This window comes from Arthrobacter rhamnosi, assembly GCF_054510975.1.
The window spans coordinates 41,182-54,629 of record NZ_JBTNDN010000001.1; the positions used below are offsets into that span (position 1 = coordinate 41,182).

The following is a 13,448-nucleotide window of genomic DNA, read 5'->3' on the forward strand; positions in this document are numbered from 1 at the left end:
GGCGTGCGGGGCCGGGACCACCGGATCGACCGACCGGCAGACCATACGGCATGCTGCTACTGCGTCGCACTGCTCTCCCTCGCTCCGCTGCCGGCGTCCGTCCGCTCGTTTGTCCGTCCATCCGCCCGTGCATCCGTCCGTGCATCCGTTCGTCCGTCAGCTCGTTCGTCCGCCCGTTCGTCCTTCGGCGGGTGCTGCCCGACCCCGGTCCGCTGCGAGCCCGAAACCGGTGGCAGCGCCAGGGGCGACGACGCCAGGGCGATGCCCTGGCGACGCGGCAGCGTGAGCCGGAAGCAGGCTCCCTCGCCGGGCATGCCCCATGCCTCGAGCCAGGCACTGTGGAGCCGGGCGTCCTCCGTCGCGATGGACAGACCCAGCCCACTGCCTCCCGTGGTGCGCGCCCGCGCGGGGTCGGCCCGCCAGAACCTGTCGAAGACGCGTGACGCCTCGAGCGGGGTCATCCCGATCCCGTAGTCGCGCACGGCGACGGCGACGGCTTCCGGGTTGCACGCTATGTGGATCTCCACCGGCCTCGCCTCCCCGTGCTCGAGGGCATTCACGATCAGGTTCCGGAGGATGCGGTCGATGCGGCGCGCGTCGGCGTCCGCGATGCAGCTCGTCTCGTCCGACACGATCCGGAGCTCCGACCCGAGCCGTTCGGCGAGCGGGTGCGCCCCCTCGACGGCGTGCTCGACGAGCTGGACGATGTCCACCGATTCCGCCTCCAGCACGGCGGCACCGGCATCGAACCTGGAGATCTCGAGCAGGTCCGCGAGGAGGGCCTGGAACCGCTCCACCTGATCGAACAGGATCTCCGCCGATCGCTTGTTCACCGGATTGAACTCGTCGCGCGCGTCGAACAGCACTTCCGCCGCCATCCGCACCGTGGTCAGCGGGGTCCGGAGTTCGTGCGAGACGTCCGACACGAAGCGCTGCTGCATCTGCGACAGCTGCGCCAGCTGGGTGATCTGGTCCTGCAGGCTGCCCGCCATGTGGTTGAACGAGGCCCCGAGGCGGGCCACCTCGTCCTCCCCGCTGACCTCCATGCGTTCCTGCAACTGGCCCGAGGCCAGCTTCTCCGATACGGAGGCCGCGTGACTGACCGGCTGGACCACGCTGCGGGTCACGTACCAGGTGATGGCGCCGATGACGAGCAGCAGCACGAGGCCCGCCAGCCACAGGACGCCGTGGATGTAGTCGAGCGTGGACTGCATCGAGGACAGGTCGTAGTAGACGTACAGGGCGTAGGGGCTGCGCTCGGGTGGCAGCTGGACCTGCGTCCCGAAGGCGATACCCGGCGCGTCCTGCTCGCCGTCCTGCGTGACCGGGATGGTCATGGGCGCCCAGTACACGTCCTGGCCGCTGCCGACCGCCGCCTGGAGGTCGGGCGGAAGCATGCCTGCGGTCGCACCGTCCTGGCTCACCGTCGTCGGGATGAAGAGTCCCTCGCCCCCCGAGATCGGGACCAGGATCGACTGGCGCGGCGCGTCCGTCTCGTTGCCCACCAGGGCATTGACCGAATCGAGCACCAGCCGGCTCGTCGTATCGCGGTCCGTGGCCGAGGAGTCCCGGAAGACCGCCTTCGTGGAGGTCAGCGCCGAGGTGGCCTCTGCACTGAACTGGTCGAAGCGCTCGTCGTAGAGCGCGCTGGCGATCTGGTTGGACAGGAAGCCGCCGACCGCCACGAAGGAGACGGAGGTGAGGAGCATCGTCGCGACGACGGTGCGGAACTGGAGCGATCTGCGCCAGTGGCTCGCCACCGACCGCAGCAGCGCCTGGGCCCGGGCCAGATCGATACCGGCCGGTGCGACCGGAGTCGCCCCGGGATGCGATGCCGTCGACGCGTCGTCCGGACGGTCCGCGTCCGGGACGGCAGCCACCATCGTCGGCACGGCCGAGGCCGCCGTACCGGCTCCCGACGCCGGGCCCGACGGTCCGGATCCGCGATCGGCCTCCGTCAGGGAAGGCAGCGGGACACCCTGGGGAGCGCGGCCGGCCGCGCCCTCCGGATCAGCCCTGTCCGGCCTTGTATCCGACACCACGCACCGTCAGGACGATCTCGGGTGCCTCGGGATCGCGCTCGATCTTCGAACGCAGCCGCTGCACGTGGACGTTGACGAGCCGGGTGTCGGCGGCGTGGCGGTACCCCCACACCTGCTCGAGGAGGAGCTCGCGTGTGAACACCTGCCAGGGCTTCCGGGCGAGGGCCACCAGCAGGTCGAATTCTAGCGGGGTCAGCGACACACGCTCCCCGGCCCGCGTGACCTCGTGGCCGGCGACGTCGATGCTCACCTCGCCGATCCGCAGGGTCTCGGGAGCCTTCGATTCGGCAGGCCGGAGTCTCGCCCGCACACGGGCCACGAGTTCGGCCGGCTTGAAGGGCTTGGGCACGTAGTCGTCGGCCCCCGATTCGAGTCCGCGCACGACGTCGGACGTATCCGACTTCGCGGTCAGCATCACGATGGGGAGATCGGATTCGCTGCGGATCTGGCGGCACACCTCGATACCGTCCATCCCCGGCAGCATCAGGTCCAGCAGCACGAGATCCGGGTGGGTGGAGCGGAAGACACCGAGCGCGGCTGCACCATCGGCGCAGAACACAGGGTCGAATCCGTCGTTGCGCAGGACGATGCCGATCATTTCGGACAGGGCTTCGTCGTCATCGATGACTAGTATGCGAGCCTTCATACCCCCATACTGTCCCATCGGGCGCACAAAGTCCTACCAGCCCCACCGGCGGAAGTCCGGAGCGGCACGACACCCCGCCGGGCTCGGCTGGTCCGAATGGTGGCTTCCGTCACTATGATGCTGGAGGGGGATGCCTGCTGTATGCCTCGCGGGAGTAACGACCGAGGGGGCGCCAGGTGAGTGATCGACCGAACGACGGGGAACCTGAGGGCGGGCACCGCGGGCCGGGCGACGGCGGAGTTCCGGTTCCAGCGGAGAACCAGCCGGAAGCACACCGGCCGGCGTCGCCGTGGCAGGCGCCGTGGCAGGCGCCCGGCGACCAACCCGGTGGCCGGCCGAATGACCGAACGCCGGATACGCCGGGGAATCCGGCACCCGGCGGTCCGACACCCGACGCGCCCGGCCGGCCTGCGTCGTCGACCTGGCCGCCCCAGGGTCCCTCGACCGGCGGCACTCCGTACGGCACCCCGGCGCCGAACCAGGGATGGGGCGGCTACTCCGCTCCGGGGACGCAGCAGCCCGGTCCCTCCGGTGGCTCGGCCTACCCTCCCCCGACGTACCCGGCATCCGGCTACCCGGCGTCCGGCTTCCCAGGATCCGGCTACCGGGCATCCGGGTACCAGGCGCCCCCGAAGCCCGGCGTCATCCCGTTGCGGCCGCTCGGCCTCGGCGAGATCCTCGACGGTGCCTTCCAGGCCTGCCGCAGGAACCCGGTGGCCACCTTCGGCAGCGCCTTGCTGCTCCAGGCCGTCGTCGCCCTGGCCACCGTCCTCCTGTTCGGCAACATCCTCTCGTCCCTCGAGGTGTTCGAGGCGCAGAACCCGACGTCGGAGGACCTCATCGGCGCCTTTGCCGGCTTCGGTGTCGCCGCCGCGGTCGCGGGGGTCGTGTCGGGGGTGGCCCTGCTGATCCTCCAGGGCATCCTCGTGATCCCGGTCGCCCGGGCCGTGATCAACCAGCGGACGTCCTTCGGACAGGCCTGGCGCCTCGCCCGCGGCCGCCTCCTCCCACTCCTCGGGTTCGGCCTCCTGTCCTTCGCCGTCGGGCTCGTGGGTTTCCTCCTCCTCGGCGGGATCGCTGTACTGGCCGTCGCGGGCCTCGAGGAATACTCCGCACTGGTCATCGTGCCGCTCGTGCTCGGCGTGGGCGTGGTGCTGGTCTGGGCCAGCACGAAACTCGTCGTCGCCCCGGCGGCCCTCATGCTCGAGGGCACCGGCCCCTGGACGTCCGTCAAGCGGTCGTGGCAGCTGACCCGCGGGAACTGGTGGCGGACCTTCGGGATCGTGCTGCTCACGAGCATCATCGTCTCGATCATCGCGTCCGTCATCTCCATGCCGCTCAGCTTCGCCGTGTCCCTCCTCGTCGGCTTCAGTTCCGCGGCGTCGTCCACCCCCGACGCGATGTCGTCGCTGCCGCTCGTGGCCGCGACCCAGGGCATCACCGCCCTCTTCACGGCCATCGGGTACGCCTTCCAGTCGGCCGTTACGTCACTGCTGTACGTCGACCTCCGCATGCGGCGGGAAGGGTTCGACATCGTGCTGCTCCGCGAGCACGAGCAGGCGGGGGCAGGACGGACGGACGTGCTCCCGGGCGGCACCACGTCCTTCGGCCACCGGCCCGGCGGTCCTGCGTGATGCCCTGGTGCGCTGCGGCAGCGCCCGGAAGCCCCGGCACGGGCTGCCCGTGACCACCGGGACGCTCCCGTTCCTCGTACCGGACTCCGACGAAGCCCGCCGACTCCTCGAGGAGGAACTGGCGAAGGCCGCCTACGTCGAGGCGCAGCCCAATCTCGTCGAACGCATGCTCGGTGACATCCTCCGGAGCATCGTGCGGCTCCTCGACGGCCTCGGCGGCCTCGGGGCAGGGCCGGGGACGCTCGTCGTCGCGATCGGTGCCGCGCTCCTCATTCTCCTGGCCGTCGTGCTCATCAAGCCGCGCCTCAACGCACGCGGCAGGACATCGGAGGCCGGCGTCTTCGACGACACTGGGAAGCGCTCCGGCGCCCACCACAGGAACAGGGCGGCAGGGCTCGCCCGGAACGGGGACTGGAACGCCGCCGTCGCGGAGCTGCTGCGCGCGATCATCCGCTCGGCGGAGGAACGCCTCGTCATCGAGGAGCAGCCGGGCAGGACGGCGACGGAAGCGGGCCTCCACCTCGGCGGCGTGTTCCCGTCCCTGTCCTCCGACGTCGCCTGGCTCGCCGACCTGTTCAACGAGACCCGGTACGGAAGCGGCACGGCCACGGACGAGGACTACCGGCGTGCCGCCGGCCTCGACACGCGGCTATCCTCCGAGCGGCCCCTGCGCGCCGGCGGCACGACTCCGCTGGTGGCCCCGCAGTGACCTCCGGAGCGACACCCCGGGCGGTGCACGGGGAGCCGTCGGCCGAGCTGCCTCCGGTCGCGGGAGGCGCGTCAGCGCCGCCGCGCACCGTGCCCCGCACCGTGACCGGTGGCGAGGCGACCGGCCGCGAGGTGATGGGTGACGGCGGGAGTGCCCTGGCCACCGCCCGCTCGCGGCTGCGGCGCGCCCTCCCCCTCCTGGTCGGCGCCGTCGTCCTCGCGGTGATCCTCCTGATCAACCTCCTGCCCGGGTCGGAGAAGGACGACCGCCCGCTGTCCCCCGGCAATCCCGCGCCGGAGGGCGCGCGGGCCGTGGTGGAGGTCCTCGCGGCGCAGGGCGTCGACGTGGTCCGGCCGGATTCGTACGACGACGCATTGGAATTAATCGGGACCGGCCCGGCGACGCTGTTCCTCAACGACGCGCTCGGATATCTCAGCGCCGGGCAGGTGGCGGACCTCGCCGCAGCGGCGGAGCGCACAGTCCTCGCTGCCCCCGGGGACCGCCAGCTGACCGCTCTCGATGACGACTTCACGCTGGTCGGTCCGCTGCCCTTCGACTTCGGCGACGACTCGCCCGCCCTGGCCGCCGACTGCCCCGACGCCGCTGCCTCGGCCGCCGGTACCGTCTCCGCGACGGGCGTGGCCTACTCGGGCGGCACCGAATGCTTCCCGACGACGATCGACGGCGAGACGGGCGGCCTGTACGTCACGGGCACCGACGGCTCGGTGGCCGTCCTGGGCGCACCGGCCATCCTCTCCAACGGATCCATCACTGACGAGGGAAACGCCGCGCTCGCCCTGCGGGCGCTGGGTTCCTCCCCGACGCTCGTGTGGTTCGAGCCGACGGGAGCGGACGTGACCTCCAGCGGCGAGGGCGTCGACCCCTTCACCCTCCTGCCGGACTGGCTCGACTACCTGCTCGTGTGGCTCCTCGCCTGCTCGGTACTCGCCATGGTCTGGCGCGGGCGCCGGCTGGGCCCGCTGGCGACCGAGCCGCTGCCCGTCGTCGTCCGCGCCGCCGAGACCGCGGAGGGCCGTGCGCGCCTCTACCAGGACTCCCGCTCCGTGGCGCATGCCGCGGCGACCCTGCGCGCGGCGACGCTCACCCGCATGGCCCGACGCCTGCGGGTGGACCGCTCGGCGTCCCCGGGAGAGGTCCTCGAGGCGGCCGCCCGCCACGGCGGACGGCCCCGGACCGAACTGGAACAGCGGCTGCTCCACTACACACCGACCACGAATCGCGAGCTTGTGCTGTGGGCACAGGAGATCCTCGACCTCGAGAAGGAGATTCCATGATGAACCCATCCGAAGGCCGGCAGAACGGGACGCCGCAGGCGGCATCGGGAGCCCCGACAGGCGGAGCACACCAGGCGACCCGCGTCGAGAAACGGGTACCGGAGACGTCCCCGCGGGCAGCGTCCGACGGCGAGTCCGCCCGGGCAGCGCTCCTGCGGGTGCGGGCGGAGGTCGGCAAGTCGGTCAGGACCCGGCCGTCACGGGACTGCTGATCGGGCTCCTGGCGGACGGACACGTCCTGCTGGAGGGTGTCCCGGGCGTCGCCAAGACGCTGCTCGTGAGGACCCTCGCCACTGCCCTGGACCTCGACACCAAGCGTGTCCAGTTCACACCGGACCTCATGCCCGGCGACATCACGGGCTCGCTCATCTACGACTCCAGCACCTCGGAGTTCGCGTTCCGGGAGGGACCGGTCTTCACGAACATCCTGCTGGCGGACGAGATCAACCGCACTCCGCCCAAGACGCAGGCATCCCTCCTGGAGGCCATGGAGGAGCGCCAGGTATCGGTCGACGGCGTCTCGCGCCGGCTGCCGGCGCCGTTCCTCGTCGCGGCGACCCAGAACCCGGTGGAGTACGAGGGGACCTATCCCCTGCCCGAGGCGCAACTGGACCGCTTCCTCCTCAAGCTCACCGTCCCGCTTCCCGCACGCGACGACGAGATCGAGGTGATCCGCCGGCACAGCGTCGGCTTCGACCCCCGCAACCTCGAGGCGGCCGGCGTCCGGCCCGTCGCAGGAGCCGGGGACGTCGAACGCGCCCGCGCGGCAGTGGCCCGGGTGGCCATCGCTCCCGAGGTGCTCGCCTACATCGTGGACCTCGTCCGCGCGACGAGGTCGTCGCCGTCGTTCCAGCTCGGCGTCTCCCCGCGTGGTGCCACCGCTCTGCTCAACACCGCGCGTGCGTGGGCGTGGCTCTCCGGCCGGTCCTTCGTGACGCCCGACGACGTGAAGGCACTCACCCTTCCCGCGCTCCGGCACCGCGTCGCGCTCAGGCCCGAGGCCCAGATGGACGGCGTCGAGGTCGACGACGTCCTCCGCGGCATCCTCGGCACCGTCCCCGTCCCGCGCTAGGGCCCCGCCCCGCGCTCCGCCAGCCCTGCCCGATCGGAGAGGAATCCCCTTGGTCATCACCGGCCGCCTCGTCCTCCTGGCGCTGCTCGGCGTCCTCCCCGTGGTCCTGAACCCCGGCGCGACGTCGATCCTGCTGTGGGCCGGCATCCTCGCCGCCCTGACCGGACTCGACCTGGCCCTCGCCGCCTCGCCGCGCCGCATCGGACTCGTGCGCACGCTGCCCGACAGCGTCCGACTGGGTGAGCAGTGCCGCAGCATCCTGGTCCTGCGCAACGACACCTCGCGCCGACTGCGGGCGACGGTGCGCGAGGCGTGGCAGCCATCGGCGGGAGCGGCGGACCCCGAGCAGTCCGTATCCGTGCCTCCGGGCGAGGCACGGCGCATGTCGGTCACCCTGCTCCCCGCGCGGCGCGGCATCCTCCGGGTGGAGACCGTCGCCCTGCGGAGCACCGGCCCGCTCGGCGTCGCGGCCCGCCAGGTCACCGTCCCGGCACCGGGCGTGCTCCGGGTGCTCCCGCCGTTCCACTCGAAGCGGCATCTCCCGTCCAAACTCCGTCGACTGCGCGAACTCGACGGCCAGTCCGCGGTCCAGATCCGCGGTGCGGGCACCGAATTCGATTCCCTGCGGGACTACGTCCGCGGGGACGACGTGCGCTCCATCGACTGGCGTGCCACCGCGCGACGGCGCGACACGGTGGTGCGGACGTGGCGCCCGGAACGCGACCGGCGCGTGGTCGTCGTCCTCGACACATCGCGTACCTCCGCGGCGCGGATCCTCGACGAGCCGCGGCTGGACACGGGCATCGAAGCCGCCCTCCTGCTCTCCGTCCTCGCCGAGCGCGGCGGCGACAAGGTGCACTTCCTGGCCTTCGACCGCAGGCTCCGTGCACGGGTCGACTCGACCGCCAAGGGGAACCTCCTGGGTTCCCTCGTGAACGCCATGGCACCCCTCGAACCCGAACTCATCGAGGCGGACTGGTCCCGCGTGCCGGCCCAGGTGCGCGCGGCGTCCGCCCACCGGTCCCTCGTGGTCCTGCTGACGTCGCTGGACTCGGGCGCCGTGGAGGAGGGCCTGCTGCCGGCGCTGCCGGGACTCACCCGACGCCACGTCGTCGTGGTCGCGTCCGTACGGGACCCGAGGCTGGAGGAGATGAGCGCCGACCGCTCGACGGCGGCGGCGACCTTCCGCGCCGCGGCCGCGGAACGTGCCCTGCTGGACCGCGCCGCCGTGGCCCACCAGATCGGCCTTCTCGGCGCCGAGGTCGTGGACGCCGTGCCCGCGGACCTCCCGCCGCAGCTCGCCGATACCTACATCCACCTCAAGGCCGCCGGGCGCCTGTGACGACCTGCGGGGGCCCGCCGCGTGGTTGACTGGTGGTCCGAGCGACGGAAGGCGACCCGATGGCCTCGATCTACCAGGATGCGATGGGCAGCGACTTCGGCCGCCTGCAGCCCGAACTGCGCGAGTACTTCGGGCTCTCCGCGGAGAGCGGCCTCTCCGGTCACGGCCGCGGGACCTTCGACGTCGCCGGCTGCCCCGCCTGGTTCGCGCGGCCGGCGTTCCGGCTCACGGCCCTCGAGAACGCCTTCTTCCCCGAGTACAACAGCAACGTACCGTTCACCATCAGCAACTACCCCCACGTCGACCCGTTCGGGCGCCCGGCCCTCACGGCCCGGCGCGAGCTCGACTTCGGCACCGCGCGGCGGGTCTTCGAGGACACCACCTCCCTTCAGGACGGCGTCCTCACGGACTACGTCGGCAGGCACCGGCGGATGGCGACACTCCTGACGTGCTCCGCCACGGACGACGGGCACATCCGCATGGTCTCCTCGCGGACGCGCGTCTTCGCGGGCCTGCGGCTGCCCCTGCCCGACGCGCTCGGCGCGCTCGCGTACGTGGAGCAGTGGTGGGACGGGGCCGCCGGGGAGTTCCGGATCAGCACCCGGGTGGTGCACCGCCAGCTCGGGACGCTGCTCGTCTATGCCGGACGCTTCGGCTACGTCCTCGAGGAGTTCGACGGCGTCCTTCCCGCCGAGGCGACCCCGCGGCGTTGGGAGCGACGCGTCTGACCGGACGGATCCGCAGGCCGGCCCGCTCGCCGGATCAGCCTTCGGCGCGGACCTGATCCAGGGCGTCCGCGACCTGTGCCAGGCGGGTGAGGGCCCGCACGGCGTCGGACGGTGACAGTGCGGCCAGTCCGGGAAGCGTTGTCAGCCTCACCGCGGCGAGCGCCGACACGGGCAGCCCGACCCGTCGCCACGCGGCCAGCACCGACTCCACGAGGGCACGAACCTGCGGAAGGTTCGCCTCGGGCTGCAGGATCGCGAGCTCCAGCTGCCTGCCGGACTCGACGTCCTCCGCGAGCGCTTCCCAGCGCCGGTCGGAGATGCCGTGCAGGGGCAGGGACAGCGCGGAGGCCGCACTGGACCGCGCCGCATCGAGGGCGGTGTCGCCGTTTCCCGCGACCAGGACGGTGCCGGCGGCTCCGGCCGCCACGGCCGACGCCGTCACCAGGTCCCAGGCTTCGGTCGCCTCACGCCGGTCGACCGCGCGGAGGGTACGGTAGCCGCTCGCGGTGGGAACCCGCCCCGCCAGGACGGCGTCGGCGTCGGGCTCGTCGAGCTGCAGCAGCAGCTGGGCTCCCCTGGCCACGGAAGCCACCCGGCGCACCAGGTCCGCTGCCCCTGCCGCGAGCGACTCGTAGAGCTCGCGCCGGGCGCCGGAGTCGATCAGGACGCGTTCACCGCTGTGCAGGTGGACACCGGCAGCGAGCGACAGAGGTCCGTGGAGGTGCAGTTTCAGGCGGAGCGCGGGACTCTCCTCAGCGCCGGCGATGTCCCCGAGCGCGTTGATGTCGGAGGACAGCGCGGACTCGGCTCGCCGCTGGTCCCTGCCCGGCCGCTGGACGAGGCGCCACCCGTGCGGCTGCAGATCGAAGGGTAGCTCGACGAGGACGCCGAGGGTCCGGCCGACGGCGTCGCTCCCCGGTCCACGCCCGGGCAGCGACGGGAGGAAGGGGAGGTTCGCCGCTCCCCCGAACTCGCCGCGCACGGCGCGGTTCGCCTCCAGCGGGTCGCTTCCCGGCCAGTCGCCGGCAGCTGTGGCGCCGACGGCGCGGCGGTCGTCGTCCGTGGTGGCGACGTCAGGCACCGGTCTCCCCGGCACTGCGCTGGTCGGCACCGCGCTCGCCGGCACCGGAGACGTCCGCACGGGAAGGTCCGGCCGCCGAGGAGGAGGCCGCAGGAGCCTGGGTCGGGTCTGCTGCGGGCTTGCGGTTCTCGGAGATCGCCTGGTGGTGGCGGATCACCTCGGAGATGATGAAGTTGAGGAATTTCTCCGCGAAGGCCGGATCGAGCTGCGCCTCCTCGGCCAGCATGCGGAGACGTGCGATCTGGGCGGCTTCGCGCTGCGGGTCGCCTGCGGGCAGGTCGTGCTCGGCCTTCAGGTGTCCCACCCGCTGCGTCGCCTTGAAGCGTTCCGCCAGGAGGTAGACGAGGGTGGCGTCGATGTTGTCGATCGAGCTCCTCACCGACAGGAGCTCGGCCATCACCTCGGGGGCCACACCTCCGGTGAGGGAACTGGCTGCCGGGTCGAAGCCACTGCGTGGGTGCGTCATGACTCCAGTCAAGCAGAACCCGGCGGGCGTCCGGAAACTGCGACTAGCCCTGCACCGTCGCCAGTTCCGGGCGGAGGACGGAGCGTGCCGAGTCGATGGTCGCCTGCCCCAGCACGCGCGTCCCCTGATACAGCACCACAGTCTGGCCGGGCGCGACGCCGCGCATCGGCTCGACCAGGCGCACCAGGAGCTGCTGCGTCCCGTCCTCGGCCACCTCGACGCCGGCACGTGCGGCCACGGGATCGCCGTGCGCCCGGACCTGCGCCATGCAGTCGAACTCCCTGCCCGTGTGCACCTCGTCGATGGGCAGCCCGGCCCAGGACACCTTGATGCCCCGCATCTCGTCGATGGCGAGCAGGTGCTCGGGCCCCACGACGACCTCGTTCTGCTTGGGGCGGATCTCGAGCACGAAGCGCGGCTTCCCGTCCGCGGCAGGTGTGCCCAGCTTGAGTCCACGCCGCTGGCCGACGGTGAAGGCGTTGGCGCCGGGGTGGCTGCCGATCCTCTGCCCGTCGACGTCCACGATGTCGCCCTCCGTGAGGTCGATGCGCTCCTCGAGCCAGCCGCGCGTGTCCCCGTCGGGGATGAAGCAGATGTCGTGGCTGTCGGGCTTGTTCGCGACGGACAGTCCACGGCGCTCGGCCTCGGCCCGGACCTCCGCCTTCGACGGCGTCTCGGCGAGCGGGAACATGGAGTGCCGGAGCTGCTCGTGGGTCAGGACGCCGAGCACATAGGACTGGTCCTTGGCCCAGTCGGCCGCGCGGTGCAGCTCGGGGTTCCCGTCCACATCCTCGATGACCTTCGCGTAATGCCCGGTGCACACGGCATCGAAGCCCAGGGCGAGCGCCTTCTCGAGCAGGGCCGCGAACTTGATGCGCTCGTTGCACCGCATGCAGGGATTGGGCGTGCGCCCCGCGGCGTACTCCGCGATGAAGTCATCGACGACGTCCTCCTTGAAGCGCTCGGAGAAGTCCCAGACGTAGTACGGGATGCCGAGGATGTCGCAAGCGCGCCAGGCGTCCCGCGAGTCCTCGATGGTGCAGCAGCCGCGGCTGCCCGTGCGGAGCGTCCCCGGCATCCGGGAGAGCGCGAGGTGGACGCCGACGACGTCGTGCCCCGCCTCCACTGCACGCGCCGCCGCCACCGCGGAGTCGACGCCGCCGCTCATCGCTGCCAGTACCCTCATGATGAAAAACCCGTTCCTGCAGTTCGAATGGTTGATGCGTGTCCTGCCATGCCCGCCTTCCGGGCCCGGGCATACGCGCCTCCGATGGCGGCCACCACGGCGTCAACGTCGGCGACCGTGGATGTATGCCCGAGGCTGAACCGCTGGGCGCCACGCGCCTCGTCCTCCGTCAGTCCCATGGCCAGCAGGACGTGGGAGGGCCGCGGGACGCCCGCCGTGCAGGCGGAGCCCGTGGAGGACTCGATCCCCGCGAGGTCGAGCAGGAACAGGAGCGAATCCCCCTCGCACCCGGGGAAGGTGAAGTGGACGTTGCCGGGAAGCCGTGCCCCCTCCGGGGCAGGATGCCCGACACCGCGGAGCACTGCGTCCGGGACCTCCCGCCGGATGCCGTCGATCAGGCGGTCCCTCAGCGCGGCCAGGCGGGGACCCTCCTCGCGCAGGTGGGTGGTGGCGTCCTCGGCCGCAGCGGCGAACGCGGCGATGCCGGCGCCGTCGAGCGTTCCCGACCGGATGTCCCGCTCCTGCCCCCCGCCGTGCTGGACCGGTGTGAGGGTGACGGCGCGGCCCACGAGGAGGGCGCCGACCCCCACGGGTCCGCCGATCTTGTGCGCGCTGACGGCCATGGTGGCGAGCCCGGACTCCGCGAAGGACAACGGGACGGAGCCGAAGGCCTGCACTGCGTCGCTGTGCACGGGGACGCCGTACCGGGAGGCCTCGGCCACGACGGCGTGGATCGGCTGGACGGTCCCAACCTCGTTGTTGGCCCACATGACGGTCACGAGCGCGGTGCGCTCGGGCGCCTCGGCCAGCGCGTCCCGCAGCGCGTCGAGGGAGACCACGCCGGTCGGGTCCACGGGCAGCCACACCACCTCCGCACCCTCGTGCCGCTCCAGCCACTCGACGGTGTCCTGGACGGCATGGTGCTCCACCGAGCTGCAGAGAACCCTGGTGCGGGCAGGATCCGCTGCACGCCGCGCCCAGTAGAGGCCCTTGATGGCGAGGTTGTCCGCTTCGGTGCCGCCGGAGGTGAAGATGACCTCCGAGGCGTGAGCGCCCGCGGCCGCGGCGATCGTCTCCCGGGCTTCCTCCACCGAACGCCGGGCGCGGCGGCCCGAGCCGTGGAGGGAGGAGGGATTTCCGCTCCGGCTGAGTTCGCGGGTGAGTGCGGCGAGCGCCGGCGCCGAGATCGGCGTGGTCGCCGCGTGATCGACATACACGGGCACGTATCGATTCTACGGGCGCCACGC

Annotated in this window: 10 protein-coding genes and 2 pseudogenes; 6 read left to right on the forward strand and 6 right to left on the reverse strand. The window is 72.0% G+C overall.

The genetic code is table 11. The features are described 5' to 3' along the window. Nucleotides 1-56: 56 nt before the first annotated feature. A complete protein-coding gene (mtrB, locus tag ACX80J_RS00150; protein WP_459346411.1) occupies nt 57-2,042 on the reverse strand; it encodes an MtrAB system histidine kinase MtrB in 1,986 nt (661 codons plus the stop codon). Continuing rightward, a complete protein-coding gene (gene mtrA / locus ACX80J_RS00155; protein WP_087076444.1) occupies nt 2,011-2,688 on the reverse strand; it encodes an MtrAB system response regulator MtrA in 678 nt (225 codons plus the stop codon). The genes mtrB and mtrA overlap by 32 nt, the downstream gene beginning before the upstream one ends. Nucleotides 2,689-2,864: 176 nt before the next feature. Here mtrA and ACX80J_RS00160 point away from each other — a divergent pair, with 176 nt between their 5' ends. From ACX80J_RS00160 to ACX80J_RS00185, 6 genes and pseudogenes are all read left to right on the forward strand, one after another. Further along, nucleotides 2,865-4,322, forward strand: coding sequence for a DUF7847 domain-containing protein (locus ACX80J_RS00160; RefSeq protein ID WP_459346412.1), 1,458 nt, complete (start codon nt 2,865-2,867; stop codon nt 4,320-4,322). 49 nt (nt 4,323-4,371) lie between these two features. Continuing rightward, a complete protein-coding gene (locus tag ACX80J_RS00165; protein ID WP_459346413.1) occupies nt 4,372-5,031 on the forward strand; it encodes a DUF4129 domain-containing protein in 660 nt (219 codons plus the stop codon). Further along, a complete protein-coding gene (locus ACX80J_RS00170) occupies nt 5,028-6,326 on the forward strand; it encodes a DUF4350 domain-containing protein (RefSeq protein ID WP_459346414.1) in 1,299 nt (432 codons plus the stop codon). The genes ACX80J_RS00165 and ACX80J_RS00170 overlap by 4 nt, the downstream gene beginning before the upstream one ends. After that, nucleotides 6,323-7,398 (forward strand): annotated as a pseudogene (locus ACX80J_RS00175) (AAA family ATPase). Before ACX80J_RS00170 ends, ACX80J_RS00175 begins: the two are co-directional and overlap by 4 nt. Before the next feature lie 49 nt (nt 7,399-7,447). Further along, nucleotides 7,448-8,740 (forward strand): DUF58 domain-containing protein, encoded by a 1,293-nt coding sequence (locus ACX80J_RS00180; protein WP_459346415.1) that lies wholly within the window; start codon nt 7,448-7,450, stop codon nt 8,738-8,740. A 59-nt stretch (nt 8,741-8,799) separates the two neighbouring features. After that, entirely contained in the window at nt 8,800-9,468 is a 669-nt protein-coding gene (locus ACX80J_RS00185; RefSeq protein WP_459346416.1) for a DUF4166 domain-containing protein, read from the forward strand. Nucleotides 9,469-9,502: 34 nt separating this feature from the next. On the opposite strand, the gene ACX80J_RS00190 is transcribed toward ACX80J_RS00185, so the two are convergent. From ACX80J_RS00190 to ACX80J_RS00205, 4 genes and pseudogenes are all read right to left on the reverse strand, one after another. Continuing rightward, nucleotides 9,503-10,549, reverse strand: coding sequence for a uroporphyrinogen decarboxylase/cobalamine-independent methonine synthase family protein (locus tag ACX80J_RS00190; RefSeq protein ID WP_459346417.1), 1,047 nt, complete (start codon nt 10,547-10,549; stop codon nt 9,503-9,505). 103 nt (nt 10,550-10,652) lie between these two features. Then, nucleotides 10,653-11,015, reverse strand: a pseudogene (locus ACX80J_RS00195) (chorismate mutase); the annotation flags it as partial. 43 nt (nt 11,016-11,058) lie between these two features. Beyond that, a complete protein-coding gene (gene mnmA, locus ACX80J_RS00200; RefSeq protein ID WP_459346418.1) occupies nt 11,059-12,201 on the reverse strand; it encodes a tRNA 2-thiouridine(34) synthase MnmA in 1,143 nt (380 codons plus the stop codon). Then, nucleotides 12,198-13,424: a cysteine desulfurase family protein gene (locus ACX80J_RS00205; RefSeq protein WP_459346419.1), complete on the reverse strand. Its 1,227-nt coding sequence runs from the start codon at nt 13,422-13,424 to the stop codon at nt 12,198-12,200. The genes mnmA and ACX80J_RS00205 overlap by 4 nt, the downstream gene beginning before the upstream one ends. Between the last annotated feature and the right edge of the window lie 24 nt (nt 13,425-13,448).